The organism is Jezberella montanilacus (assembly GCF_003003055.1).
GTDB classification, from domain to species: Bacteria; Pseudomonadota; Gammaproteobacteria; order Burkholderiales; family Burkholderiaceae_B; genus Zwartia; species Zwartia montanilacus.
Genome location: NZ_PVTV01000011.1, coordinates 551899 through 578728, shown reverse-complemented (window position 1 = coordinate 578728; position 26830 = coordinate 551899). Strand labels below are relative to the sequence as shown.

The window sequence follows — 26830 nt, the reverse complement described above, 5'->3', positions numbered from 1 at the left end:
TCTCCTCACGACTGCTGATTGAAATTTTGTGTTTTTATTTAGACTTGCTGAGCATTTCTGACGTATGTTGCCCTAAGGCCGGGCTTATTGCATCTTGTGCAGATGAGAGAAAACCCGAACAAATAGGGGTCGGTAAGGCAGTAATCGATTGACTCCCGAAGCTTGTGGTCGTGCGATCAAATAATCCTCTGGCTTTAAAATGCGGATCTTGCGCGGCTTCTTGCAAGCTGACGACTCGATTGACACAGACGTCACTACCGTCAAAGACTTTGAGCCAATGAGCAATTGGTTGACCGACAATGATCTGTGCGACTTGATCGATTGCTTCTCGGCCTAAAATCGCGGATTCGAGCTCAGGTGCGCCGATCAGTGCTAAGAAATTGAGCCAGAATTTTTCTTCAAGTGGTGCGCAGGCAAGAAACTGTTTATCTGAGGTTTCATAAATTTGATAGCGAGGACTTCCGCCTGTTACCAGATCCATCGTTGGTTCTGGCCAAGCGTCGTTTGACCAGCCATTACCCAAACCCCAGTACATCAGAGGGAAGAGATTGTCGGCCATCGAAATATCGAGCTGACAACCTTGTCCTGTCTGATCCCGTTGTCGCAAGGCGAGCAAAATATTCATCACGGCGGGATAGGCGCCTCCAGCAAGATCTGCCGTCAGGCTGTTAGGGACGAGAGGTTTGCCGTGCCTGTCTGCGGTGAGACTGAGCATGCCGCTCTTGGCTTGATAATTAAGGTCATGAGCCGCGATGCTTGCATCCGGTCCTGTTTGGCCATAACCAGTGATCGAGCAGTAAATCAGTCTGGGGTTAATTTGGCTTGCGTCAGGATAACCGAGACCTAATCGATCCATGACACCAGGCCTGAACTGCTCAACCAGGACGTCAGCCTCGGTAATGAGCTTTTCAATCTGTTCGCGTACCTTTGGGTCTTTCAGATCAACGACGAGGGATTTTTTTCCTCGATTGAGCAATGCGAAGTTGACGCTGTCAGTCCCGAGCCGCGGCTCGTAGCCCCGCATCTCGTCACCTGTTGGTCGTTCAATTTTAATGACCTCAGCCCCAGCCTCAGCAAGAAGAAGCGTACACATCGGCCCTGGCAGGAGCGTGCTGAAATCCAGTACCTTGACGTTGTGTAATGGCTGGTGACTCATGCGCTTTGCTTCTTTTGGCGAATCCAGGCGGTGCGCGCACGGCGTGCAGGGGCATAGGCCTCTTGGCCCAACTGCTCGTATAAGTCGCGCGTGACTTCGAAGTGGTGATGTAGCCCAGTCTGGTTCAACAATGCGATGGGGCCTTCCGGGTAGCCGAGACCCAGTCTGAGTGTCATGTCCATATCATTGGCACTCGCGAGCCCTTCATCAAGTCGCCTGAGCGCTGCGTTGTAATAAGGGCGCACAAGTCTATCCACAATTCGGCCAGGGAAATCGCCGCAGACTGCTACTTTAAAACCGCCAGCTTCGAACGCAGCCTGCGCACACTCGATCGCAGCGGGGGCAGTGTAGGTCTTGTAGACGAGTTCGATCAAGTTAGTCGGGGCAGCATCACCCAGTCGAAAACGGGCGAATCCCACCACGTTGTCTGGTCCGTCGTCGTCACCAAGGTGAACGCCCAGGCATTCAGTACCCAGCTCCAGTGCGACGAAACGTGCTGAGCGAAACTGCGGTGCCAGCTCTTGGAAGGCCGTACCAGCCTGAGGGCCAGTGATGACAGCGTTTTCGGCTGATTGCTGCGCGGCTTCGATGAAAGGATGCGTATCTGGAAACGATCGACTGACACCTGCAGAGATGATTTGATAGGTCATAGTCAGGCTCCGAAGATTTTGTTGTCGTCGTACTGATAAAAACCACGTCCAGTCTTGCGGCCCAGATGCTTGGCGCCGATCATCCGCTTGACGAGCGGTGGGCAGGCGGCCCTGGGCTCATTGGTTAGCCCGTGCATGGCATCGCACAGAAGTAGTTGAGTATCCATGCCCACCATGTCTAACAACTCAAGTGGTCCAAGCGGGTAGCCGAGCGCGGTTTTGATGGCAAGGTCAATGTCAGCGGCCGAGGCAACCCCTTGATCCACCATATTGATGACGTCGTTGTTAAAGGGGATGAGAAAGTAATTCAAAACAAAGCCAGGGGTATCTCGTGTTCTGACAGGCTTTTGGTTTAGTTTTTCACAAAATTGCCACGCTTTTGCGAACGTTTCGTCTGAGGTGGATATGCCGGGAGACATCTCGACCAGTTTCATCAATTGCGCGGGCAGACAGAAATGCATACCCACGACTCGATCGTCGCGGCCGCTGCCTCCCGCGATTTCAGTGATCGAAATGGTTGACGTGTTTGAGGCAAAAATGGTGTGGGCCGGGCAAATCTTGTTGAGCTCGCTAAAGAGGGTGTGTTTTACTTTTAAATCCTCAAATACGGCTTCAATAATGAAATCGCAGTCGCTCAGATCTGCCATGGTTGTGGTCGTACTGAACTGAGCCATGATGCGTGAATCATCGCCAGCGGCGAGTTTGCCGCGCTCGACTGATTTTTTTAGAAAGGCGACCGCCTGCGCTTTGGCATTGTTCAGCGCCTCTTCGCGCTGGTCGTAAACACGTGTGACGAAACCCGCTCGTGCGCAGACAATGGCAATCCCTGTGCCCATCGTGCCGCAACCAACAATTCCTACCGTCGTGTTTTCATTCATCACTTATCAACCTTTTTTCAGAAAACTGCGTCCAATCAACTGACGGTGAATCTGGTTGGTGCCTTCCCAGATTTGCGTGATCTTTGCGTCGCGCATCAAGCGCTCGGCCCGATAATCCTTGCAGTAACCATAGCCTCCGAGAAACTGTACGGCATCGGTTGCCATTCTCATGGCGAGATCTGTTGCCTTGAGTTTCAAAATCGAGGCTTCAATTCCGATGTTGCTGGCGCCCCCTTCGATCATTTCTGCGACACGCCAGAGCCAAGACTCACACATCACCAGTTCTGCAGCAAGGTCGGCCAGATTGAATTGCAAACCTTGAAACTCAAGCAGCTTTTTGCCTGATTGTTGACGCTCGTTCATGTAGGCGACAGCGTCTTCAAACGCAGCACGTGCAATGCCTAAGGCATGTGCCGCCACACTCGGGCGAGATTTATTTAACGAACCCAGCAGGATTTTTAGTCCGTCGCCAGGGTTTTGTAAAAGGTTAGCCCGAGGGATGCGGCAGTGCTCGAAAGACAGGGATGCTGTGCCAGAGGCGCGAGTACCCATTTTGTCTTCAATTCCCGTTACGCTGAGGCCGACTGTGCCTTTTTCGAGGATGACCGCAGTGATCGCCTCTTTCGCGCCTGCGATGCCAGCCCACTTGCCGAACACTAAATAGATATCCGCGACATCGCCATTCGAGATAAAGATTTTGCTTCCGTTGATGATGATGTCATCGCCATCTTCGGTGAAACTGGTTTTCATTCCTGTTGCATCGGAGCCAGCCGATGGTTCAGTGATCACCAGGGCTGCGAGGCCGCCTTCGGCTATCCGCGGCAGCAATCGCTGTTTTTGCTCTTCATTTCCAAAATCGATCAGAGGCTTGATGGCGTGGAAATTGGTTGCCCAGATAATCCCCGTCGATGCGCAGGCTTGACTGATTTCACGCACACAGGCCAAGTAGCTGGCGTAAGACATCGGCGCGCCACCATACTCCTCAGGGATAAACATGGCATTCAAGCCAAGGTGATTGATGTCCTGCACATTGTCCCAGGGGAAATCACCCGTTTTATCGTAGTGGGCAGCGCGGGGTGCGATTTTTTCTCGTGCCAGGATTTTCACGGACTCGAGCAACATGCTCTCTTCGTTGTTCCATTTCTGATCGGCGTCGAGTCTTTCAAGTACATGCATAGTGGTGTCCGGATAATTAAGGCTAATTGTTGCTGTGCTTTCGCTCAACCTAACATGCCATGGGCACCGTCAATATAAATGGTCTCACCAGTCATGAAAGCGTTGTCCATTAAAAACAGTGACTCAACCAGCTTGGCAACGTCATCGGCCTGACCAGGCTTGCCACCAGGGATTCGCTTGGCAAGGTAGTCCGCCAGCGGACCTGTTTGCATGGCTTCGCGGTTCATGTCTGTCATGATGTAGCCAGGGGCCACGTTAAGAACCCTGATGCCTCTATTGGCCCACTCAACGGCCATGCACCGTGTCATGGCACCCACAGCTGCCTTGGCGGCGCAATAGGCCACGTGTTGTTTGATGCCAAGCTTATCAAAAAATGAGCCGATGTTAACGATCAGGCCACCAGCCTGTCTCATGAAGTAAGGATAGATCGTCTGGCTTGCCGCTAAAACAGCGACCGCATTGATGTCCATCACTCGTCTGAACTCATCCGCGTGGAGCGTTTCAGTTTTGCCTTGCGAGTGAACCCCAGCGTTGTTGACAAGGCCGATGAGGGGTTGTTTGAAGTGCTCAGCCGTCGCAGCGAAGGCTGTCTGAAGTTGATTTTCGTCACTGACATCGCAACTGATGGCAAAGCAGTTTGCCTGAATGTTGGCACTTGCTGTCTCAGCGGCTGGCATACTTCCTGACCGCGAAAGACAGCCCACTTGATAGCCACTGGCAGCGAGACGAGACGAGATCGCTGCGCCAATACCTTTGCTTGCGCCGGTGACAATAATGCAGCCTTTGCTCATGACTATTGATCCTTGAATTGAGCGGGACGTTTACCTAAAAAAGCTTGCATCCCTTCTTTCGCGTCTGCAGTCTGGTAAGCAAGCGTTGAGAGATCACGCTCGATGCGAAGACCTTCTTCAAGTGTGGTTTGCATCCCACGTATCACGGCTTGCTTGGCAAACTCAAGTGCAGGGAGGCCTTGTTTTAGCATAGGGCCTAAAAACTGCACGCCTAGTGCAGTCGGATCGCCGTCGTCCACGAGACTGTTGAGTAAGCCGATTCTTTCTGCCTCGCTAGCATCGATGGTGCGTCCCGACATGATGATCTCAAGCGCTCGACCTTCACCCACTAACCTCGGCAAGCGTTGCGTGCCCCCATAGCCAGGGATGAGGCCAAGTTTCACCTCCGGTAAACCCATCTTTGCTTTGGCTGTGCCAATACGAAAGTTACACGCTAACGCAAGTTCGAGTCCTCCACCGAATGCATAACCGTGAATCACCGATACCGTTGGCACGGGCAGGGCCGCTATTCTTGAAAACACGGCTTGGCCGATGCCAGCCCCAGCGTGTTCTTGTAGCGTGCTGCGACCGATGAGTTCGGTGATGTCCGCACCCGCGCAGAACGCCTTATTGCCAGCACCAGTAAAGATTACGCCACGGACCTGGCCAGCTTCGATGCCAGCTTCAATTTGGTCGATGATCGCGCCGAGTTGATCGAGGATAGCAAAGCTAAGCGCATTGAGCGCTTCGGGCCGGTCGAGTCGAACAAATCCTAGCTGGTCGCGGATACTTAATTCAATGCTCATGGGATTGCTCCGATGCTTTCCAGCGGACAGGTTCTGGTGTGATTTTTTTGTCCTTCACCCAAAGAACCAGTTCGCGCTTCAGGACTTTGCCGCTCGCGGTCAGCGGAAATCGATCAAGAACAATAAAAAACTCTGGCATATCGAACTTTGATAGTCCTACTCGATGCAAGTGCCTCAATACCTCCAGGGCCTCGATATTGCCGCCGTCTCTCAGAATAATGGCCAGGCATACCTTTTCACCCAGTCGGTCATCCGCGATTGGGAAGGCAGCGGCTTTGGCAATATTAGGGTGTCGATGCGCCAGGTCTTCGATGTGAGCAGGATGGATGTTATGGCCACCTCGGATGATCAGATCCTTCTTTCGTCCGACTATCTGGACGCAGCCGGCTTCGTCCATCACACCGAGGTCACCGCTCATGAACCATCCATCTCGATTGAACGAGTCTTCGGTTGCTTGTTGGTCATCGTAGTATCCAAGCATCAAGAGACCACCGCGACCGCCGAGTTCGCCGATCTCGCCACGTAGCAACTCTTCATTGGTTCGCTCTGGATGAAATATTTTGACGGCATAACCCAACGCCGCGCGTCCGCAGGTCGAGACGATGACTTGCGTTGAATCGGTGGGTAGGGTGTATTGGTGAGAGCCGTTCTCAGTCATGCCGTAAACATTTTGAGGAGTGATGCCTATCTTCAAAAATTGTTCGGCAACCTCTTGCGGGATCGGTGAGCCCGCCATATAAAAAGACTTGACCTTGCCCAGAGCAGTTAAGTTGCATCGCTTGAAATCATCCAGAATATCCATCGCGTGGGTGGGGACCCCCATGACATAGGTTGCCTGACTCTCGACGATCCAATCCAGTGCAGGTTTGCCCGCGGCAAAGTTGTGGATCACAAGTTGTAGACCTGCGGCAAGCCATTGCTCGATCGCAACGGTGCCAATATGATGGCTCAACGGGCTCAGTGTTAACAAGATTGTGTTGCTGTTGTGGTGCCAGTCGCGCACCATGGCTCTGCCGTTGGCCAGCAGCGTGTTGTCACTGTGCATCACGCCTTTGGGCAAACCGGTGGTGCCTGACGTAAAAGCGAGATAAACGATCTTGTCTGGGTTGTTGACGAAAGCCTCAAGATGCTGAGCGTGGTCGCGTTGGGTTGGATACGTCAATGCGGCTGGCATTTCTGGGACGGATGCCCCGAAATGCGGGCCAAGGACATAAGCACCCAGCAAGGTCTTGACCTTGTCCAGCCGATCGAACACCGAGTTGGTTTTACTATCTGAACCGTAACCTGGTTGCGTAAAAAAAGCTTTGCAGCGAATGCGCTGCAGTAAGGTGATCACTTCGTCAGCCGTATAGCTTTGATGCAGAGATGGGCAGCAAACATAGCCATTGCGAGAACAGGCCAGAAAAATAATCACGCTCTCTACACGGCTTGGCAACCAAATCGCGACCCGGTCGCCCTGGCTCAGGCCTAGTGCCGATAAAGCACTGGCGATATTCTCGACTTGAGTAAGCGTCTCAACCCAAGTTAGCGTAGCTGATACATCCCGCAATGCGATGTCGTTGGGGCGCTCCAGGGCATGTTTTGCAAGCAGTGAAAAAAACGTGTCGCCCTGCCAAGCGCCCACAGCGTATTGCTCCTGCGTGTGGAGGGGGTCATGTAAGGTCAGCATGTGAAGGAATCTGCTGCTAATGGCCGAACGTCGACCCGTCTGGTTTGCGTTTTTCGGCAAACGATGCGGCCAGTTCGTCATGCTCGGCCGTATCAAGATAGCCACGCAATAACAAGTCATGTGCCATTCGGGATAAACCACTGACTCCACCGTGACGCACATTGAAGGCGGCCTTGACGGAGGCTAGTGCGAACGCGCCGCGATCGGCAATTTCCAGTGCCCACGCGTGAGCAGCTTGGCGCAGTTCGGCCGCGGGCACAACTCGATTGATCAAGCCCCAGTCGAGCGCCGTTTGAGGTGAAATTTTGGGATTCGAGTACCACATCTCTTTAGCCCGCTTTTTACCGACAAGGTCTTCTAAATACCAGGTGCCGTAGCCTGCGTCAAAACTTCCCACCATGGGGCCTACTTGTCTGAACATGGCGTTATCCCCCGCAATCGTGAGGTCGCACATCATTTGCAAAACATTACCACCACCGACAGCAAACCCATTGACCGCAGCAATCACAGGTTTTTGCAGGCGATCGATGCTTTCATACATTTCAAGTGTGGGCAATACTCCCGCATAAAGTTGCGTATCTTCCATGTCATCTTTTCGGCCGCCGAGACAAAAAAAACGATCTCCCGCACCAGTCAGGATAATGACTCTCGTCCTGGTTTCACGACGAATTGCGTTGATGCAATCGCGAATTTCGTGACACATAGTGTGATTAAACATATTGCCGTTCTCAGGACGGTTAAGCGTGAGTGTGCCGACCGGGCCGTCTTCCTGATAGAGGATTGTCTCAAATTGCATCTTGTCTCTCTTTGAATTATTTTTAACCTTAATGTGACCTAAGTGTACGCACCAAGTACACTGGATTCAAGGCACGCAGTTTATCAAAGTATGCTGTGAAATTACTGATCAATCGTGATGTGAGCATCCTCGATAACCTTCTTCCATGCCGCTGTATCTTTTGCCATTTTTTCTGCGCAGTCCTCAGGTGTGCCACCGCCGGCGTCAAAGCCAAGCTTTTGTAGTTGTGCAAGCACGGCTGGATCTTTCAGGGTTTGATTCAAGGCCTTGTTTAATTTTTCAACAATAGGTTTTGGCATCCCTGCAGGCCCGAACACACCAAACCATGTCAGCGATTCGTAACCCGGCACTGTCTGGATAATTGGAGGCACTGCAGGCAACACAGGTGACGGGATTGGTGAAGTTACCGCTAATGCCCTGACTTTGCCGTCCATGACGTGCGGTGACCCTGAGGACATGCTGTCAAACATCAAATCGATTCGCCCAGCCATCAAATCCGGGATTGCAAGCGCAGTCCCTTTGTATGGGACGTGGGTCAATTGAATACCTGCAGCAGCTGCGAAACGAGCGGCTGACAGGTGCGGAATCCCACCATTCCCAGCAGAGCTGTAATTCAATTTACCCGGATTTTTCTTGGCAAAATCGATCAACTCTTGCACGGTTTTGTATGGAGCCGAGAGCGGCACGATCAGCACTTGTGGTGACGAGGCCAAATAGATGATGGGCGTGAAATCCTTAGTGGGTGAGTAGGGGATACCAGGATTTAGCAGAGGACCAATAGAGTGTGTGCTCGAAGTCGTCATGACGATGGTGTAACCGTCAGGCGCCGAATGCGCCGCCAGATCCGAACCAATTACACCAGCGGCCCCTGCACGATTTTCTGCAACGACGGTCTGCCCAATGTCGATGCTGAGGCGTTGTGCAACCACTCTGGCGATGATGTCAGTGGCCCCACCAGGAGGAAAAGGCACAATCAGTTTGATCGGCTTGCTAGGATAGGTTTCAGCTGCTGTGGCGTTGAAGCTAAGCAGGGTGATGAGGCTGATTGCCAGTGCTTTAAGAAGTTTCATGTGCGGTGATGCTAAAAATTAATAGGTTTGATTGCTGAGACGATCTGCTAGCGCAGGCGATACTTTTATCGGCATATCGAGTAGCCAGAAGGACAGGCCTTTGCCGTGGGTATCAAGATTTAGTGCGTCATTGACGCCACCATCAAGAATGCCTTCAAGCACAAAGTTCATGGATGCGATTTTAGGTAAAACATATCGGGTCACTTTAGTCGGATGTCGATGCCCGAACCAGGCCGCGACGCTTACCTCGGTGACTTGCTCAAGTAATACCTGAAAGCATTCCGTATCCCAAGCAATGAGACTGATATTAGAGGTATTGCCTTTATCACCGGCGCGTCCGTGTGCTAACTGGTGCAGAGGTACTTCTGTCATGGCGCGAATCATGAGCGCTCCTCCCCTGCAATGGTCCATCCTGCATCCACCGACTCACGGGGTATGGTGCAGGATAAGGTATCGAGCCGTGGCTTAAGCGATGTACGCACGCCGCCACCGCCGGCAGGGCCGCAACAATAGAGCGCTAAGACTTCTCGTGAAACCTTCTCCGCGATTTCCTTTTGCATATGGACACCCGCGACACGTAATCTGACATCATTCGCCGAGGTGTTCAAACCCCGTGCGGCTAATTCACCGGCGTCATCCCCAAAGATACTCAAGGCCCCGATAATGTCGACACGCAAATCAATCAGATGACCAATACGTTTGCGGATGGTGTCACCCGCCAGCATTGCGCGCTCTTTGGCTTTGAAGCCTGCGTAAGAGATCTCGGCCTCGCCGATCCAGCCATTGTCATAGCAAACGTTGACTTTAAGTTCTGGTGGTCGGGCGTGGCCGGTGATCCCGTCAAGGCGCACGCGATCTTTCGCCGTTTCAGTAATGGTCGCGTTGGTGATATCGGCCGTCACATCTGGCGTTAGATACTTGGCAGGGTCATGCACTTCGTAAAGTAATTGTTCTTTTGCGGTTCGCAAATCAACTCGACCACCAGTATTGGCGGCCTTAAAGACAGAGAAGTTACCCTGACTGTCAATCTCTGCGATCGGGAAACCAAGGCGATCCATCCCTTCAACAGGCTTCTGGCCCGGTACGCAAAAGTAACCGCCCGACACTTGTGTGCCACATTCAAGCATGTGTCCGGCCATCGTACCGCAACCCAGTCTGTGCCAATCGTCCAGAGACCAACCGAAGTGAGCCAAGGCGGGCCCCAGCGTCAGGGAGGGGTCAGACACTCGACCAGTGACAACGATGTCTGCACCCTCTTGCAGTGCTTCACTGATTTGTTGAGCACCCAGGTAAGCGTTGGCACTGACGATGCGCGCCGGGTCGATGTTTGAGCTCAGGCGCTTAAGCAGATATTGCAATTGCTCTGGCTGGGTTAGATCGTCGCCGTGCACAACAGCAATTCGCGGTGCTCTTAGCCCTTGTGCTCGAGCGAGCGCATAAATTCTCTGTGCTGCAGCTTGCGGGTTGGCCGCGCCAAAATTGCTGACGATTTTGATAGAGTGATCCAGGCAACGACGCAAGACAGGGCCGACCAGATCATCTAGCAATGGTTCGTAACCAGAGAGTGGATTTTTACGTTTTTCAATTTGCGCAAGCGCCAGCGTTCGTTCGGCTAATGTTTCGAAAGTCAGGACGCCACCGCCCAGCGCAATCAAGGTTTCAACCACTGGTTTTGTGCCGTCGGTTCGATCGCCTGAAAATCCAGTTGCACAACCAACAAAGAGATTTTTTGAGGTCATCGCTCAACTCACCACATGAATAGGATGCCCCCGTTTGAAGGCCTCCAAGTTAGCCAAAATACCTTGTTTGAGATTATTGACCCCACTTTCACTGGCCCAGGTCACGTGAGGAGTAATGATTAAGTTGTCTTGATCGTAGTCCATGAGCGGATGTTTTGCAGCGGGTGGTTCATGAGCGAGTACGTCTAAGGCGACGCCTCCGAGATGTTTGCTTTTCAAACCGTCGAGGACCGCCTCTTCATTGATGAGCGGCCCACGAGCCGTGTTAATGAGCAAGGCGCCCGGCTTCATGTGAGCGATTTCCGCGTGACCGATCATGCCCCGGGTTGCTTCTGTCAGTGGACAATGCAAGCTGATCACATCACTTTGAGCCAGCAGGGTTTCAAAACGAACGTAGCCCTCACGAATATCGTGGCGGCCTCGATGCTCACCGAAGAGCACATTCATGCCCAAGGCTTTCGCTAGCCGAGCGACTTCGCCGCCAATTGCACCATGACCAAAAATCCCCAAGGTCGCGCCACTGATATTGAGAATAGGCGCGCCGTGCACACAGAAGATCTTCGAATTTGACCAGGCCTGTCGCGCGCGAGTCTGATAATGAGTCATAGAACGTCGCAAGGCGAAAATCAAACCGATGACCCCTTCAGCCACGCTTTGCTTTGAATAGCCGGGTACGTTCGAGACCGTTACACCATGTTCTCTGCAAGCTTGTAAATCGATACAGTCGTAACCAGTTGCAGCCACGCAGACGAATCGCAGCTTGGGTGATTTCTGCAAAATGGCCGCAGTGATTTTGACTTTATTGGTAATGCATAGGGTCGCGTCCGCCAAAGCCTTGACTGCCGATGCTGTGTCAGACGGGGTAGCCGGGCAATTAATCCATTCATCAGCCCAAGAGGGGACAGGTAAGTGCTCGGGCATCGTGTCGCTATCTAAAAATACAATCTTCGTCATGGTGGTCGATTTTAAAAGCCGGGTTCAGGGTAAATTTGTGTGTTAAGTACACCCAGTAACTATCCAAGGTAGCACGTTTCACAATCGTAGCGGGAACCTTCAACTTGCCCGCCAATCCAAAATAATTCGAGCCCGGCGGCAGGACTGCGGTTATTTGTTAAAGTTGGGTCTCTGATATAAGTGAGATGATCAGCATGAGCGATGACAGGCTAGCCAGCATCCCCAAACGACTACTTGCGATCTTTTGTGTGGCAACGATCGCCCTCTTGACCTGTGGCGTCGCGACCGCATCGACTTATAGCTTGTCCGGAAAAGTCGTGAAGGTGGCCGATGGCGATACCCTCACGGTTCTTGTTAATCGGCAACAACACCGAATTCGCCTGGCGAGCATTGATGCCCCTGAGACATCCCACGGTAGCGACAAGCCAGGCCAGCCGTTCGGTGAGGCAGCGGGCAAGTATTTATCCAGCCTCGTTGCCGGCAAGGTATTGACCTTGACTTGTTTTGAGCATGACCAGTACGGCCGTGAAGTGTGTGACGTTCCAGTTGATGCCACGACCGCTAATCGTATGCTGGTCCAAAGCGGCTACGCGTGGGCCAATCAGCAAGCCGGGGGTAAGTATTTGCGCGACAAGGCACTTCCGGCGTTGCAAAAACAAGCCCAGACCGATAAAAAAGGTCTTTGGACAGAGCCCAATGCCATCCCGCCCTGGGTCTGGCGCTATCGTTGCTGGAAGCATCAACAGTGTTGATAGTCAGACTCGTGCTGCTGTGCATCCTGTTGGTGGGATGTCGTCCTGAGGTTGGTGAGCCAAAAGGCAGGGCAGCGGCTTCGCCGATTAACAGTCCTTATGCCCAAGCTGCGGAGCAACGCAACACGCTTTATACAGCCTTTTCGCAGCGCTCGCCCAAGACGCTGGATCCGGCACGGTCTTATTCCTCAGATGAAACCCCCTACACCTACAATATTTACGAACCGCTTTATGCATACCATTATTTAAAACGTCCTTACGAGTTGATCCCCAGAGTGGCTGAGTCCGTCGCGCAACCCGTTTTTTTGGATAAGCAGGGACGAGTGCTCAAGGATGATGCTGCATTGGCTGAGGTTGCCGAGAGTGTTTACGATATCAAGATCCGTCAGGGAATTCTGTTTCAACCGCACCCGGCATTTGCAAGAGATGCTGAGGCAAAATTTGTTTATTACCCGATTAGCCAAGCGGGTTTAAAAGACAAATTTTCGGTCACTGATTTTGAGCAGACTGGTACTCGTGAGCTAACGGCAAACGACTATTTGTATGGGCTGCGCAGGCTCGCCAGCCCGAGGATTGCATCCCCTATTTTTTCAACCCTAGCAGAGCATATCGTTGGCTTCAGGGAGTATGGCAAAAGACTTCGCGAAATCGATACCGAGTTGCGCAAAGACGTTACGCCTGGAGCGAGTGATCTCCCGTGGTTAGATCTACGATCAATCGGGTTTGCAGGGATTGAGGCCGTTGATCCTTACACCTTGCGCATTCGCGTGAAAGGCGTGTATCCACAGTTCAAATATTGGCTGGCAATGACGTTCGCGGCGCCCGTCCCCTGGGAGGCCGAGCGCTTCTACAGTCAGCCAGGGATGGCCAAGCACAATTTATCGCTTAACAACTGGCCAGTGGGTACTGGTCCTTATTTTTTATCCGAGTCCACTCAGAATCGACGACATGTCTTGAGCCGGAATCCTAATTTTCGTGGCGAACCTTATCCTTGCGAAGGTGAACCGAGCGATGCCCCCAGTGGCTTGCTAGAGGATTGCGGGAAACTGACTCCATTTATTGACCAGATTGTTTTCAACATGGAGAAAGAGGCGATACCCTTGCAAGGCAAGTTTATGCAGGGCTATTACGACATCCCTCAAGTAGACCGGGGTGATTACGGGGTGGCCATGCTGGTGGCTGCGAGTGATTCTGTCGATAAAGCCAGCCTGTACGCCGAGCATGGCATTAAATTGCCAACGACCGTTGAAGCACAAATCCAGTATTTTGGTTTTAACTGGCGAGATCCTGTTGTTGGACGTGGCGATAGCCCTGAGCAACAAGTGCGTAATCGAAAGCTTCGTCAGGCCTTGAGTATCGTTTTTAATTGGGAAGAATACGTCACGATCTTTAAGGATAATCAGGCTCAAGTGGCGCATGGCCCGATTCCGCCCGGCATTTTGGGATATCAAGCCCTCCCCGCGGGCTATAACCCGCTGGTATACGACTTAGTGGATGGTAAACCCAGCAGAAAATCCGTTGAAGGGGCAAAAAAATTGCTGATAGAGGCGGGCTACCCAGATGGTCGGGACGCCAAAACTGGCGAACCGCTCGTGCTGCATTTTGATTCTGCGTCCAGCGGTGGAGCCAACCCACAACTTGACTGGATGAGAAGGCAGTTTGCCTTGCTCGGGATCCAGCTCGATATCCGCGTGACGGATTACAACCGCTTTCAGGACAAGATGGCACGCGGCGTGGCTCAAATGTATATGTGGGGTTGGGATGCCGACTATCCCGATGCCGAGAACTTTTTGTTTCTTTTTTACGGTCCCAACGTCAAGGCTGAACAAGGCGGCGAAAACGCCAGTAATTACAGTAATCCTGAGTACGATGTGTTGTTTGAGAAAATGCGCGATCTCCCCGACGGCGCTGCAAAAGAAGCCGTCATTTGGAAGATGACCGACATCCTCAGGCAAGACGCGCCGTGGATGTTTGGTGCCTTCCCCAAATCGGCGGGCGCCTTTCAACTGTGGGTTGGTAATGCAAAGCCCACGCAAATGGTCAGAAACACCCTGCAATACATCAAACTTAATACGGACGTTCGGCAACAAAAAATTGACGAATGGAACCCGCCTCGTTGGTGGCCTGTTGGCATAATAATATTTTTTATTTTGCTGATGATTTGGTCTGCTTGGCGCGCGCTGCGGCAGCAGGACAAGCAGACCGCATTCGGTGAGGCTTCGCCATGATTGCGTATGTGGTGAGACGTTTGCTTTACGGTGTCTTGATCCTGCTCGGGGTCAATTTAATCTCGTTCATTTTGTTTTTTGCAGTCAACACGCCTGACGATATGGCGCGTTTGTCAATCGGGGGCCAGCGGGTCAGCGCCGATGCAATTGAGAAATGGAAAGTCCAACACGGTTACGACAAGCCCTTGTTTGTGAACGCTTCAAAGGGTGGAACGGAGCGATACACAGACACGATCTTCTATCAACGTTCAGTCAGCCTGCTGATATTTGATTTTGGTGATTCTGATGGCGGTCGGGATATCAACCGAGAAATCAGCGAGCGGATGGGGCCTAGTCTGGCGCTTGCTGTGCCCACTTTTTTTCTGGGTTTAATCGCAAGCATTGTCTTTGCACTAACTTTGATTTTTTTCAGAACCACCCGACTTGACTTCTGGGGGGTCGTGATTTGTGTAGTGATGCTTTCCATCTCAAGCTTGTTTTACATCATTGCAGGGCAATGGTTGTTTTCAAAAATGCTTAGATTGGTTCCTTATTCGGGGTTTTCAGGTGGGGTGGATGTGGTGAAGTTTCTTGCGCTGCCTGTGATCGTGGCAGTATGTGCAAGGTTGGGGCCAGAGGCGCGATTCTATCGAAGCCTTTTCTTAGAAGAGATTGGTAAGGACTACGTTCGCACGGCGCGCGCAAAAGGTTTGGGTGAACACGTCATCCTGTTTCGTCACGTGCTGCGTAATGCCATGCTGCCCATTCTGACTGGCACAGTATCCGCTCTCCCGTTATTGTTTATGGGAAGTCTGATTGCTGAATCCTTTTTCGGGATCCCCGGCCTCGGCAGCTTTACGCTAGACGCTATTAATGCGCAGGATTTTGCTATCGTCCGAGCGATGGTGTTTTTAGGATCTGCTCTATACGTTGTGGGATTGATTCTGGCTGATGTGTCCTACACGCTTGCTGATCCACGGGTAAGGTTCGATTAGCCATGATGCCGAAAATTGTGCTCTTGTGGACTGACCTTGCTTTATTCGCGTTGGTATTGCTGGTTGGCTTCTATGCATGGCGTGTCTCGCGATCTCGGACTTTGAAATCGACTTGGATGCGGGTTGCGCGCAGTGCACCAGCAATGTGCTCAGGTGTGGTCCTCAGTTTCTTTGTCGTGATCGGGCTGGTTGACTCACTTCATTACCAGCCTCGTCTGCCGCCATTGAAGGGTGCTGCCCCAGATGCCCCCATCGTTTATGCACCCAAGCTTGTCTCGCTGCTGGATGGTTTCCTGGTAGATACTGCTTTTGTCCAACCTGAGAAAACCTATTCCCGTCCGCTCGCTTTTCAACAGTTCACTAAAGAGTCATTGTTTAACGCCAAAGGAGAGGCGGTTCGCGAGTTTCCGCGCCTTAAGTTTGGCGGTAGTCATCTTAGCGAACCAGAGACTCAGTGGTTGGCTGACGTCTGGAAACGTGCTTTGGGTGGGCTTGCCGCTGGTGCGATAGTCGCGGGGGTCTTGGCTGGTTTGCTCTGGCGTAAAGCAAAGGATAGCGTCTTGCCTTGGCGTGCCATGTTGACAACAATGGTCTTAATGTCTTTAGTGCTGGGAGCGATTATTGGACTGTCGTCGGGCTATCATGTCCTCGGTACAGATGGCACTGGCAACGATGTGCTCTGGCAAGCTTTAAAGAGCGTCAGGACCGCTTGGGTGATTGGTAGTCTGACCACCGTTGCGATGCTGCCTCTGGCCTTGTTGCTTGGGATTTCCTCAGGTTATTTCAAAGGCTGGATTGACGATGTCATTCAGTACATCTATAGCACCCTGACTTCAATCCCAGGTGTGCTGCTGATTGCCGCGTGCGTCTTGATGATGCAAGTATTTATCGATACCCACGCCACTTCATTTCCCACGGCTGCCCAGCGCGCTGACATCCGCTTATTCACCCTTTGCATGATTTTAGGTTTGACTGGCTGGTCAGGCCTATGCAGATTGTTGCGGGCAGAGTCTCTCAAGCTCAGAGAGCTTGAATATGTTCAGGCAGCTAAGGCCTTTGGCATCTCGCACTGGCGCATCATGCTCAGACATCTGTTGCCTAATGTCATGCACATTGTTTTGATTACGGTGGTTTTAGAGTTTTCAAGCTTGGTGCTTTACGAGGCGGTGTTGTCTTATCTTGGTATCGGTGTCGATCCGACCATGAACTCCTTTGGCTCGATGATCGAAAAGTCTCGGCTCGAAATGTCACGTGATCCGATGATCTGGTGGAGCCTTTTTTCTGCTTTTACGTTTATGTTGGCCTTAGTCTTGTCAGCCAATTTGTTTTCAGACGGGGTGCGGGATGCCTTTGATCCCAAATCGCGTTTGTTCAGACCACGACGGTTCATCAAACCTGTGTTGGCTGGCGTGAGTGAGGCAACGCTTGCGACAAGCAGCGCCAAGAGCATTTGGCCTAACCCTGACGCAACCTCGTTACTTGAATTAAAGGCCCTTGAAATCGGTATTGATGCTGATGATGAATTGCGTTACGCCGTCAAAGCACTCGCCCTGACTGTCAAACGAGGGGAGACGTTTGCGTTGGTGGGCGAATCGGGATCCGGCAAGAGCATGACTGCCTTTGCCCTGATGCGTTTGCTGCCCGATGCCTTGAAAGTCACAGCTGGCCAGATTGTGCTGGACGGTCAGGATTTGAATCAACTATCCGAGGCGCAGATGCGCTCCGTTCGTGGTGGACGCATTGGCATGATCTTCCAAGAGCCTGCGACCAGCCTGAATCCTGTCATGCGGATTGGCGATCAAATTATCGAGCCAATTGAGCACCACACCTCTTTACGCGGCAAAAAGGCCAGAGCTCGAGCCTTGCAATGGCTGGATCGAGTCGGTATCCCCGATGCGGCGAAGCGAATCGATGATTATCCTTTTCAGTTTTCAGGTGGGCAGAAGCAACGCATCATGATTGCGATTGCGCTCGCTGCAGAGCCGACTCTGCTCGTCGCCGATGAACCGACGACAGCACTCGATGTGACGGTGCAGGCTCAGGTGCTAGCGCTGATCGCAGAAATTCAACGCGAGCTGGGTATGGCCGTGCTGTTGATCACGCATGATCTGGCGGTGGTTAAAGGTGTGGCCGATACTGTCGCGTTGATGCGGCATGGTGAAATTGTCGAGACGGCGCCCGCTGACGAGTTCTTCGCTTCCCCGAAACATCCCTATGCACGAGAGCTGTTTGATGCAATCCCGACCTATTCCAAGCGAGGTAAGCCGTTGTCGCGTTTGTCCGGAAACTCAAGTAATCAGACTCTGAGCGGATCTGAACTTGATCGCCAGCCCGTTCAAGACATCGTGTTGTCAGTGCAAGACTTACAAGTTCACTATCGCTTGCGTGCAGGCTTTTTACAGCGCACCGTTGGCTGGACAAAAGTCGTTCAAGAGGTGAGTTTCGATTTGCGCAAGGCCGAGACCCTCGCAGTGGTGGGTGGCTCGGGTTGCGGCAAGACGACCGTTGCTAAAGCTTTGTTACGCCTAATCGACCCGAGTGCTTATGTCGGCGGAGACGTCAAGCTTCATGATCAGTCGATCACGTTGGCGAATCGCTCGCAATTAGCGGCTTTGCGACAGAAAATCCAGATCGTATTCCAAGATCCCTATGCCTCACTCGATCCGCGCATGCGGGTAACAGAAATCCTCATGGAAGGCATTGAAGCCCTGCGACCAGAATGGTCCGTCAGTCAGAGACAACTCCGTGTTGATTATTTACTGGCGCGCGTGGGGCTGCCCGAAGATGCCGGGATGCGTTTCTCACATGAGTTTTCAGGTGGTCAAAGGCAACGTATCGCTATTGCAAGAGCGCTGGCTGTCGAGCCGGAAGTACTGGTACTGGACGAGCCAACCTCAGCGCTAGACGTTTCAGTACAAGCTCAGATACTTGATCTCTTGAAAGATTTGCAGCGTGAGACCGGGATGGCTTACATCTTGATTACTCACAACTTTGGTGTGGTTGAATACATGGCCGATCGAGTCGCTGTGATGGATGCTGGTCGACTGGTAGAGGTCGGCTCGGCAGACGAAGTGCTGCATCACGCCAAGCACGAGCTGACCCGGACCTTGCTCGCGGCCGTCCCTCGTCTGAGCTTTGCTTGATGGGACTAGGCCTCTTGAGGGGTATACTAGCCCTCTTGTCTTTTTCGCCTTCGCCCCAATACCTGAACCATGGGACTAAAAGTTTTCGATTTACAGTGCGGCAATCTTCACGTCTTTGAGGGTTGGTTTGGTTCGCACGAAGAATACGACACGCAACAGAGCCGTGGCCTGGTGACGTGTCCCATGTGCCAGAATGATCAAATCACCAAAAAGCTCTCTGCTCCTCGTCTCAATGTTGGGCATTTTCACGAAGATGCCAAGCAAGGTGGTAACCGGCGCGAGGCTGAGGTCACGCATGCTGGCGGGCAAGATATTCGGCAAGTGATGGCGCCTATGCCGATTTCGAATGAGATCATGCAATTGCAAGCTGCCGTGATGCAACAGATGCGTGAGTATGTTCGAAAAACCGAAAATGTTGGTACTCGTTTTGCCGAAGAGGCTCGCGCCATTCACGAAGGTGACGCGGTTGAACGTCCCATCAGGGGTGTTGCCAGCCCTGACGAGCAGCGTGAGCTGATCGAAGAGGGTATCGCTATCGTTGCGTTACCTGAGTTTCTGGATGCCGACAGACTGCAGTGAACTGTCGGACTGGTTGCGGGGCCTGTTGCATCGCCCCATCCATTACTTCCGCTATTCCCGGTATGCCAAAAGGCAAACCCGCCGGCACGGCATGCGTGCAGTTGCTTGATGATATGAGCTGCGCGATCTTTAACGATCCAAGGCGACCCGCCTTTTGTGCGGGCCTCAAACCGTCGCCTGACATGTGCGGTCACAGTCGCGAGTACGCGCTCAAATGGTTGGGTGACCTTGAACAAGCCACCCGGTAACAGACTGCTCCAAGTCCTTTGCCTAACCCCGGGCTTTCACCTTTAGACGCCACGCGTGTAGCAGAGGTTCGGTATAACCGCTCGGTTGGACGAGCCCCTTTAGCACGAGATCCAGCGCAGCTTGATACGCATACGAGCTCGTAAAGTTTGGTGCCATCGGCGTGTAATGAGGATCATCCGAGTTCTGGTCATCAACGACTTTAGCCATGCGCTCGAACGTCTCTTTGACCTGTGCTTCAGTCACAATGCCGTGCAACAACCAATTAGCAATGTGCTGGCTTGAGATGCGTAAGGTTGCGCGATCTTCCATCAAGCCCACGTTATGGATATCTGGGACCTTTGAACAACCGACTCCCTGATCAATCCAGCGAACGACATAGCCAAGAATACCCTGGGCATTGTTATCGAGCTCTTGAGCGATGTCGGCCGCAGTCCAAGCAGCCTGTGCGGCTTTAGTTGCAACAGGCACTTGCAAGATCCCATTTAAGAGCTTTTCGATCTCTGTCGTGGCATCAAGTTTTTCGAGTTCTTGCTGAATCGCTGCAACATTGATCTGATGGTAATGCAGAGCATGCAGCGTTGCAGCAGTGGGCGATGGTACCCAAGCGGTATTCGCACCAGCCTTGGGATGAGCAATTTTTTGTTGCAACATCGCAGCCATCAAATCGGGCATCGCCCACATCCCTTTACCAATTTGTGCTCGACCACGCAGGCCGCTCGACAAGCCGACCAGCACGTTGCTGCGCTCATAGGCAGCTAACCACTCGCTGCTCTTCATGTCGCCTTTGCGAATCATGGGGCCGGCCTTCATGGCGGTGTGCATCTCATCGCCTGTGCGATCCAGAAAGCCAGTATTAATGAACGCGACCCGAGCCGTTGCTTCATTTATACACGCCTTCAAGTTGACGCTGGTGCGACGCTCTTCGTCCATGATGCCCAGTTTGACTGTATTGGCAGGCAGACCAAGTAATTGTTCAACGCGGCCAAACAACTCGTTAGCGAACGCAACTTCGGCAGGGCCGTGCATTTTCGGTTTGACGATATAGACAGACCCAGTGCGCGAGTTGCAGATGGTCTGATTGGCCGGGCGTTTGATATCGTGCAGGGCGATGGTGGTCGTGACAATCGCATCCAGCATGCCTTCGTAGATTTCGTTACCTTGCTCGTCAATGATGGCGGGATTGGTCATCAAGTGACCGACGTTGCGCAAGAACAGCATTGAGCGACCGTGAAGCTTGATCTTGCCATCCTTGGCGCCGACGGCCCCTGCTGCTGCGGTGTATTCGCGATCTGCGTTAAGCGCCCTGGTAAAGGTTTTGCCGCCTTTGCTTACGCTCTCAGTCAGCGTGCCCTTAAGAATCCCAAGCCAATTGCTGTAGGCCATGACTTTGTCAGCACCGTCCACTACCGCGACAGAGTCCTCGAGATCAAGAATGGTCGACAGGGCGGATTCAAGCACGACGTCATTCACACCAGCTAAGTCGTCTTTGCCTATCCCTTTGCTCGCATCGATGCGAATGTCAATATGCAAGCCATTGTTGCAGAGCAAAATACTGGATGGTGCTGCAACCTCGCCCTGATAGCCAGCAAATTTGTTCGTATCCGCTGGGCCAGTGATACTGCCGTCTTGCAGCTTAACGACAAGTTTGCCGTCCTGCACCGAATACTGTGTAGCGGTGTGATGCGAGCCGTTAGCAAGGGGTGCAGCCTGATCTAACAAGTCGCGCGCGAAGCCGATTACCTTGGCGCCGCGAACGGGGTTGTAGCCTTCACCATTGGGACCAGACTTAGTCGCACCATCGGTCTCAGCAATCGCATCAGAACCGTAAAGCGCGTCGTACAGTGAACCCCAGCGGGCGTTCGCTGCATTGAGGGCGTAGCGAGCGTTCAAAATAGGTACAACCAATTGCGGACCAGCTTGCACAGCAAGTTCTGCGTCGACGTTGGTCGTGGTTGCCTGGACTTTCCCGGGTACGGGAACCAAGTAGCCAATTCGCTCGAGAAATGCACGATAAGCCGGCATATCTTGAATTGGTCCGGGGTGTGCTGCGTGCCAAGTGTCCATTTCAGTCTGAATGCGGTCGCGTTCAGCTAGCAGCGCTTTATTTTTTGGCGCCAGATCGCGCACAATCGCATCAAAACCACGCCAGAAGGCAGCGCTATGTATGTCGGTACCTGGTAGGACTTGATCTTCGATAAAGCGGTAGAGAACGGTATCGACCTGGAGGCCATGAACGGTGGTGCGTGCAGTCATGCTTGATTACCTTGCAAAGATTGTGAATGACAAGCCCTTGATTCTACTGCTTATAATGAAGAGCCGTGCGAATCCGCATCAGGGTGCTTCGAGAGACAAAAATATGACAAATAGAAGAGATTTCATTCAATCTACGGGGGCTGTGCTGGCGACGGCCATGCTCCCTGGGCTGGCGGGTGCTGCGACCGCTAAGTTTCCCACCCGTCCGATCAAATATATTTGCCCCTGGCCAGCAGGCGGTGCGACTGATCTTATTATGCGTTCGCTTGCTGAAAGCGCGAGCAAAATTCTGGGCCAGAACGTGGTGATCGAGAACAAACCCGGTGCGGGGGGAACCCTGGGGGCAACTGAATTGGTCAACGACAGACCCGATGGCTACACGATTGCCCAGGTGCCTCAGGGTGTCTTTCGTATCCCCCATATGCAGAAGGTCAATTACGATACCTTGCATGATTTTACGTGGATCATCTGTCTGACTGGTTATATCTTTGGACTGGCCGTATCGGCTGATTCACCGGTCAAGAGCATTGCTGATCTGGTTGCGTTCGCTAAAAAGAATCCTGGTGTATTTACCTACGGTTCGCCGGGCACTGGCACGAGCCCGCATCTGGCAATCGAGGAGTTCGCTCAAAGAGCAGGCATTACCTTAAGCCATATCCCGTTTAAAGGCAGCGCGCAGAACCTGCAAGGTACTTTAGGTGGTCACGTGATGGCCATGAGCGATTCCGGGCTGTGGGGAGAGTACGTCGACACCGGCAAGATGATTCTGCTCGCAACCTATGGCAGCAAGCGAACCAAGCGCTGGCCGACCGTGCCCACGTTAACTGAACTGGGCTATGACACGGTTTCAGATTCACCGTATGGCGTCTGCGGCCCCAAGGGTATGGATCCTGAAATAGTAAAAATCCTGCACGATGCGTTTAAAAAGACACTTGATGACCCCCGCGTGTTGGCCACTTTCGATAAACTCGATCAGCCTGTGATTTACATGGGGACCGAAGAGTACACAAAGTTTGCTCGCGATACCTTTTTTGCTGAAAAGGCAACGATCGAGCGTTTGGGTATGGCCGAAAAGTCTTAAGCTTAGGAACAAACGATGGGCATGATTGATTTTGATAGTGTTTGGGTCATTCTGGTCATGGCCGTCTTGCTCATCGTGGCAGTTCTTAATTCTGTTCATCAGGCTGAGGTAATCGCTCACAAAACGGGCGAGCCTTTCGGTACCTTGGTTTTAGCCGTTGCAGTGACGATCATTGAAGTGGCTTTGATCGTATCCATCATGCTGGCAGCAGGTGAGGGTAGCGAGTTAATTGCTCGCGACTCGGTCTTTGCAGCAATCATGATTGTCACGAACGGTGTGATCGGTGCTTCGATTTTCTTTGGTGGTTTAAAGCACAATGAGTTGCGTTTTCGCGTTGAAGGCACTAACTCTGGTCTGGCAGTTCTCATTGCCCTGGCGACACTGACGCTGGTGTTGCCCGTTGTGACGACCAGCTCGCCTGGCCCGACGTTCACGGAAGGGCAACTTATTTTTGCAGGTGTATCTTCGCTAGTGCTGTATTTCACTTATGTATTTATTCAGACAGTGCGCCATCGCGGGTATTTTCTACCTCTTGATGAGGATGATCGTGATGACCCCCACGTGCACGCAGAACCGCCGTCGAATTTTAAAACCGCCGTGAGCGCAGTCTTGCTGTTAGTGTCTTTGGTTGCCGTGGTAGCGCTGGCTAAAGCCTTAAGCCCTGCGATTGAGCATGCCATTAGTCATGCCGGTGCACCAAGATCTGTTGTAGGGATTGTTATTGCAGCGCTTGTACTGTTGCCTGAAGGGGTATCAGCAGTAAGAGCTGCCATGGCTAAACGCTTGCAAACCAGTTTAAATCTGGCCCTGGGCTCTGCATTGGCGAGTATCGGGCTCACCATCCCTGCCGTTGCCATCGTGTCAGTGTTTTTCCATTTGCCATTGAGCTTAGGCCTAGATGCGCTGGGTATGACATTCTTAGCGCTCACTTTTTTGCTTGCAAGTTTGACGATAGCAATCGGTCGGACCACGGTTTTACAAGGTGTTGTGCATCTTGTGGTCTTTGCCGCTTATCTTTTTATGAGTTTGGTGCCTTAGCTCGGTTACTCAGACTGTGTCTGGCAAAACTGTTCGTAAAGAATTCCCATAACCGCTTGCGCTTCTTTGCTGGCAAGAGAGTAGTAGATCTGTTTACCTTCTCTTCGCGTTTGGACCAATTTTTCTTTTCTCAAGACAGTCAATTGCTGCGAGAGTGTTGGTTGAAATATTTCGAGGCGACTTTCTAACTCGCTGACGCAACATTCTTCTTGACTGATTTGGCACAAGATCATCATGCGATCGCGGTTCGATAAGACTTTCATCAGACGACAAGCCTTGTCCGCAGAGGAAAGCATCGCTTTAAGATTAAATTCACTCATCTTCTTTAAATCGCGTTCAAAGGAATCTTCAAATAAGACGTGCCATTGTCTTCAGGGGCCGGCAAATCGCCAGCTCTGATATTGATTTGGATAGAGGGTAGTATCAACGCAGGCATATCCAGCGTTTTATCTCTAGTGGTTCGCATCGATACAAAATCATCTTCTGAAACCCCATCATGGATATGGATATTGCTGCTTCTCTGCTGCCCGACAGTGGTTTGACACTGGGCCGACCGACCGACGGGCGGATAGTCATGGCACATGTATAGCTTGGTGTTACTGGGATAGCTCAGGATCTTTTGAACTGAGTGATACAACTGACCGGCATCGCCTCCGGGGAAGTCGCACCTCGCTGTTCCGACATCTGGCAGAAAGAGGGTATCGCCCACGAAGATCGCGTCGTCAATTTCAAAGGCCATACAAGCGGGGGTATGACCTGGTACAAATAGACACGTGACGCTTTTTTCTCCAAAGCTGATTCTTTCTTGATCCTTTAGCAAGTAATCGAATTGAGAGCCGTCAGCGCAAAAATCCAACCCCAGATTAAAAATGTTTTTAAAGACACCTTGTACCGTTGAAATATGTTCGCCAATGGCGATCTTCCCGCCAAGCTTATCTTTCAAATAGCGGGCTGCTGTTAAATGATCTGCGTGGGCATGCGTTTCAAGTATCCAGTCAAGGTTAAATTTTTCGTTTGTGATGTATGTAATGAGTTCATCAGCCGATGCAGTAGATGTTCGACCCGCTTTTGAATCGTAATTGAGAACAGGATCAATCACGATGCAGTGCTGTGTCGAAGGATTACTAACCACGTGGGTAAAGGTCCAAGTCGCTTGATCAAAGAAGCTCTTAATAAATGCGCTCATGAAGTTTGCTCTGTTAAATTATATAAATTATATATTATAAAAATATATAATGTATACTGAAGCTTGTTGCTGCTTTTGCGGCATTCAGTGATGAGGGTAGGTGCAACATGAATATTAATTGGCAGGATTTCAGTCCTTTTTCGTCTTTGCTTGGTGGCGTGGTCATTGGGTGTGCAACCGTTATCTTGATCGCCTTTCAAGGTCGTATTGCAGGGATAAGCGGCATCGTTGCGTCACTTATGCAATTTAACAACACGCCCAAAGGTCATTACCTCTGGCGAATTCTGTTTGTTCTCGGTTTGCTCAGCGCAAGTTTTGTCTACTCCTTGTTTTGGACCTTACCAGAAGTACAGATAGATATAAGACCTCACTTATTAATTGCGGCCGGGTTGTTGGTAGGCTTCGGGACAAGGATGGGGTCAGGGTGTACGAGCGGTCATGGCATCTGTGGTCTAGGACGCCTCTCGTTGCGATCGCTGGTTGCAACGGTCACTTTTATGGTGGCTGGCTTTTTGACTTGCTTTGTTTTCCTACATCTTTTCAGGTAACGCCATGAAAAACCTTCTCACATTTATCGCTGGCTTATTGTTTGGGCTGGGCTTGATCGTTTCGGGCATGACTAATCCTTACAAAGTGATTGGATTTTTGGATTTGTTTGGTCGCTGGGATCCAAGTCTGATGTTTGTCATGCTTGGTGCAATACCCGTGGCGTTTTTTGGGTTTAATTTTATTGAAAAAAAGCGCACGACTATTTTTAACGAGCCACTTCATCTATCCGGTAAAACGCATCTCAATAAAGCGTTAGTTGTTGGCAGTCTTATCTTTGGTGCGGGCTGGGCGTTGGCTGGCTTCTGTCCCGGACCTGCGCTGGTCTCACTTGGGTCGGGCAATACCAGTGCACTGATTTTTGTTGTCGCAATGAGCGCAGGCATGGCCTTTCACGATCACTTGTATAAACCGATTTTTAACCCAAAGTCGACTTAAATCACGCATAAAAAAGCCCCCAAACTGACATCCGAGGGCTTTTGATTCACGCGCCTTACTGATCAGTGTGCGAATTGACACACCGCCTCATTACATGACTCGGCTACGGTACTCACCTGTGCGGGTATCGATTTCGATCTTGTTACCGATTTCGCAGAAGAGCGGCACAGGCATCTCGAAACCCGTATTGATTTTGGCAGGCTTCATGACTTTACCTGAGGTGTCGCCGCGGACAGCTGGCTCGGTATAAATGATTTCGCGGACCACAATGGTCGGCAGTTCAACCGAGATTGCACGGCCGTCGTAAAAGACGGCTTCTACTGGCATACCTTCTTCAAGGTAGTTCAAGGCATCGCCCATACTTTCGGCTTCGATTTCAAACTGGTTGAAATCAGCATCCATAAATACGTACATGGGATCAGCGAAGTACGAATAGTTGACTTCTTTTTTATCCAGTACGACGATTTCATATTTTTCGTCGGCTTTTGAGACAGTCTCGCTGCCCGAGCCAGTCAACAAATTTTTGAACTTGAGTTTGACGACCGAGGCATTACGGCCTGACTTGCTGTACTCTGCGCGCTGCACGACGAGGGGGTCTTTGCCGACCATCACCACGTTGCCGACGCGCAGTTCTTGTGCGGTTTTCATTGGTAAAAACTCCGGTAACTGAAGATCTGGCGCACTCGACGCGCCAAGTTG

General features: G+C 51.7%; 26 protein-coding genes. 10 read left to right on the top strand and 16 right to left on the bottom strand.

Going from position 1 to position 26830, the window contains the following annotated elements:
• Positions 1-34: 34 nt before the first annotated feature.
• From BCM14_RS04300 to BCM14_RS04245, 12 genes are all read right to left on the bottom strand, one after another.
• Positions 35-1156, bottom strand: coding sequence for a CaiB/BaiF CoA transferase family protein (locus BCM14_RS04300; protein WP_106226731.1), 1122 nt, complete (start codon positions 1154-1156; stop codon positions 35-37).
• Positions 1153-1806 carry a 3-hydroxyacyl-CoA dehydrogenase family protein gene (locus BCM14_RS04295; RefSeq protein WP_106226730.1) on the bottom strand — a complete coding sequence of 218 codons (654 nt, stop codon included), beginning with the start codon at positions 1804-1806 and terminating at the stop codon, positions 1153-1155. The genes BCM14_RS04300 and BCM14_RS04295 overlap by 4 nt, the downstream gene beginning before the upstream one ends.
• Positions 1807-1808: 2 nt before the next feature.
• Entirely contained in the window at positions 1809-2684 is an 876-nt protein-coding gene (locus tag BCM14_RS04290) for a 3-hydroxyacyl-CoA dehydrogenase family protein (protein ID WP_106226729.1), read from the bottom strand.
• 6 nt (positions 2685-2690) lie between these two features.
• Positions 2691-3860, bottom strand: a complete 1170-nt coding sequence (locus BCM14_RS04285; RefSeq protein WP_106226728.1) for an acyl-CoA dehydrogenase family protein — start codon at positions 3858-3860, stop codon at positions 2691-2693.
• A 44-nt stretch (positions 3861-3904) separates the two neighbouring features.
• Positions 3905-4651: an SDR family NAD(P)-dependent oxidoreductase gene (locus BCM14_RS04280; RefSeq protein WP_106226727.1), complete on the bottom strand. Its 747-nt coding sequence runs from the start codon at positions 4649-4651 to the stop codon at positions 3905-3907.
• A 2-nt stretch (positions 4652-4653) separates the two neighbouring features.
• A complete protein-coding gene (locus tag BCM14_RS04275; RefSeq protein WP_106226726.1) occupies positions 4654-5436 on the bottom strand; it encodes an enoyl-CoA hydratase/isomerase family protein in 783 nt (260 codons plus the stop codon).
• Positions 5426-7105, bottom strand: a complete 1680-nt coding sequence (locus tag BCM14_RS04270) for a class I adenylate-forming enzyme family protein (protein WP_106226725.1) — start codon at positions 7103-7105, stop codon at positions 5426-5428. The genes BCM14_RS04275 and BCM14_RS04270 overlap by 11 nt, the downstream gene beginning before the upstream one ends.
• Positions 7106-7121: 16 nt before the next feature.
• Positions 7122-7901: an enoyl-CoA hydratase-related protein gene (locus BCM14_RS04265; RefSeq protein WP_106226724.1), complete on the bottom strand. Its 780-nt coding sequence runs from the start codon at positions 7899-7901 to the stop codon at positions 7122-7124.
• Positions 7902-8002: 101 nt separating this feature from the next.
• Entirely contained in the window at positions 8003-8971 is a 969-nt protein-coding gene (locus tag BCM14_RS04260; RefSeq protein ID WP_106226723.1) for a Bug family tripartite tricarboxylate transporter substrate binding protein, read from the bottom strand.
• An 18-nt stretch (positions 8972-8989) separates the two neighbouring features.
• Positions 8990-9355, bottom strand: a complete 366-nt coding sequence (locus BCM14_RS04255; RefSeq protein WP_259673412.1) for an AtuA-related protein — start codon at positions 9353-9355, stop codon at positions 8990-8992.
• Positions 9352-10710, bottom strand: a complete 1359-nt coding sequence (locus BCM14_RS04250) for an acyclic terpene utilization AtuA family protein (protein ID WP_106226722.1) — start codon at positions 10708-10710, stop codon at positions 9352-9354. Before BCM14_RS04250 ends, BCM14_RS04255 begins: the two co-directional genes overlap by 4 nt.
• Positions 10711-10713: 3 nt before the next feature.
• Positions 10714-11664 (bottom strand): D-2-hydroxyacid dehydrogenase, encoded by a 951-nt coding sequence (locus BCM14_RS04245; RefSeq protein WP_106226721.1) that lies wholly within the window; start codon positions 11662-11664, stop codon positions 10714-10716.
• Between the two features lie 194 nt (positions 11665-11858).
• On the opposite strand from BCM14_RS04245, the gene BCM14_RS04240 reads away from it, so the two are divergent.
• The 6 genes from BCM14_RS04240 (at position 11859) to BCM14_RS15225 (ending at position 19588) form a co-directional block, all read left to right on the top strand.
• A complete protein-coding gene (locus tag BCM14_RS04240; RefSeq protein ID WP_259673411.1) occupies positions 11859-12416 on the top strand; it encodes a thermonuclease family protein in 558 nt (185 codons plus the stop codon).
• Positions 12392-14644: an ABC transporter substrate-binding protein gene (locus BCM14_RS04235; RefSeq protein WP_375318460.1), complete on the top strand. Its 2253-nt coding sequence runs from the start codon at positions 12392-12394 to the stop codon at positions 14642-14644. The genes BCM14_RS04240 and BCM14_RS04235 overlap by 25 nt, the downstream gene beginning before the upstream one ends.
• Positions 14641-15618: an ABC transporter permease gene (locus tag BCM14_RS04230; protein WP_106226719.1), complete on the top strand. Its 978-nt coding sequence runs from the start codon at positions 14641-14643 to the stop codon at positions 15616-15618. Before BCM14_RS04235 ends, BCM14_RS04230 begins: the two co-directional genes overlap by 4 nt.
• A gap of 2 nt (positions 15619-15620) precedes the next feature.
• The gene (locus BCM14_RS15405; RefSeq protein WP_375318459.1) at positions 15621-18761 is read left to right on the top strand and encodes a dipeptide ABC transporter ATP-binding protein; all 3141 of its coding nucleotides are present in this window, start codon (positions 15621-15623) and stop codon (positions 18759-18761) included.
• Positions 18762-18830: 69 nt separating this feature from the next.
• The gene (locus tag BCM14_RS04220; protein WP_106226718.1) at positions 18831-19340 is read left to right on the top strand and encodes a DUF1178 family protein; all 510 of its coding nucleotides are present in this window, start codon (positions 18831-18833) and stop codon (positions 19338-19340) included.
• On the top strand, positions 19337-19588 hold the full coding sequence (locus BCM14_RS15225; protein WP_259673410.1) for a YkgJ family cysteine cluster protein: 252 nt from the start codon (positions 19337-19339) through the stop codon (positions 19586-19588). Before BCM14_RS04220 ends, BCM14_RS15225 begins: the two co-directional genes overlap by 4 nt.
• 22 nt (positions 19589-19610) lie before the next feature.
• Here BCM14_RS15225 and BCM14_RS04210 read toward each other — a convergent pair whose 3' ends face one another.
• A complete protein-coding gene (locus BCM14_RS04210) occupies positions 19611-21842 on the bottom strand; it encodes a malate synthase G (RefSeq protein WP_106226716.1) in 2232 nt (743 codons plus the stop codon).
• A gap of 103 nt (positions 21843-21945) precedes the next feature.
• Here BCM14_RS04210 and BCM14_RS04205 point away from each other — a divergent pair, with 103 nt between their 5' ends.
• The gene (locus BCM14_RS04205; RefSeq protein ID WP_106227038.1) at positions 21946-22923 is read left to right on the top strand and encodes a tripartite tricarboxylate transporter substrate-binding protein; all 978 of its coding nucleotides are present in this window, start codon (positions 21946-21948) and stop codon (positions 22921-22923) included.
• Positions 22924-22938: 15 nt separating this feature from the next.
• Positions 22939-23961, top strand: a complete 1023-nt coding sequence (locus BCM14_RS04200) for a calcium:cation antiporter (protein WP_106226715.1) — start codon at positions 22939-22941, stop codon at positions 23959-23961.
• A gap of 5 nt (positions 23962-23966) precedes the next feature.
• Here BCM14_RS04200 and BCM14_RS04195 read toward each other — a convergent pair whose 3' ends face one another.
• Together BCM14_RS04195 and BCM14_RS04190 are read right to left on the bottom strand one after the other, a co-directional pair.
• Entirely contained in the window at positions 23967-24281 is a 315-nt protein-coding gene (locus BCM14_RS04195; RefSeq protein WP_106226714.1) for an ArsR/SmtB family transcription factor, read from the bottom strand.
• Between the two features lie 5 nt (positions 24282-24286).
• Positions 24287-25147, bottom strand: a complete 861-nt coding sequence (locus tag BCM14_RS04190; protein WP_106226713.1) for an MBL fold metallo-hydrolase — start codon at positions 25145-25147, stop codon at positions 24287-24289.
• Between the two features lie 107 nt (positions 25148-25254).
• Here BCM14_RS04190 and BCM14_RS04185 point away from each other — a divergent pair, with 107 nt between their 5' ends.
• Both BCM14_RS04185 and BCM14_RS04180 read left to right on the top strand, forming a co-directional pair.
• The gene (locus BCM14_RS04185; protein ID WP_106226712.1) at positions 25255-25695 is read left to right on the top strand and encodes a YeeE/YedE family protein; all 441 of its coding nucleotides are present in this window, start codon (positions 25255-25257) and stop codon (positions 25693-25695) included.
• Positions 25696-25699: 4 nt separating this feature from the next.
• The gene (locus tag BCM14_RS04180) at positions 25700-26131 is read left to right on the top strand and encodes a YeeE/YedE family protein (protein WP_106226711.1); all 432 of its coding nucleotides are present in this window, start codon (positions 25700-25702) and stop codon (positions 26129-26131) included.
• Positions 26132-26221: 90 nt separating this feature from the next.
• Here BCM14_RS04180 and efp read toward each other — a convergent pair whose 3' ends face one another.
• A complete protein-coding gene (gene efp / locus BCM14_RS04175) occupies positions 26222-26779 on the bottom strand; it encodes an elongation factor P (protein WP_106226710.1) in 558 nt (185 codons plus the stop codon).
• Positions 26780-26830 lie beyond the last annotated feature (51 nt).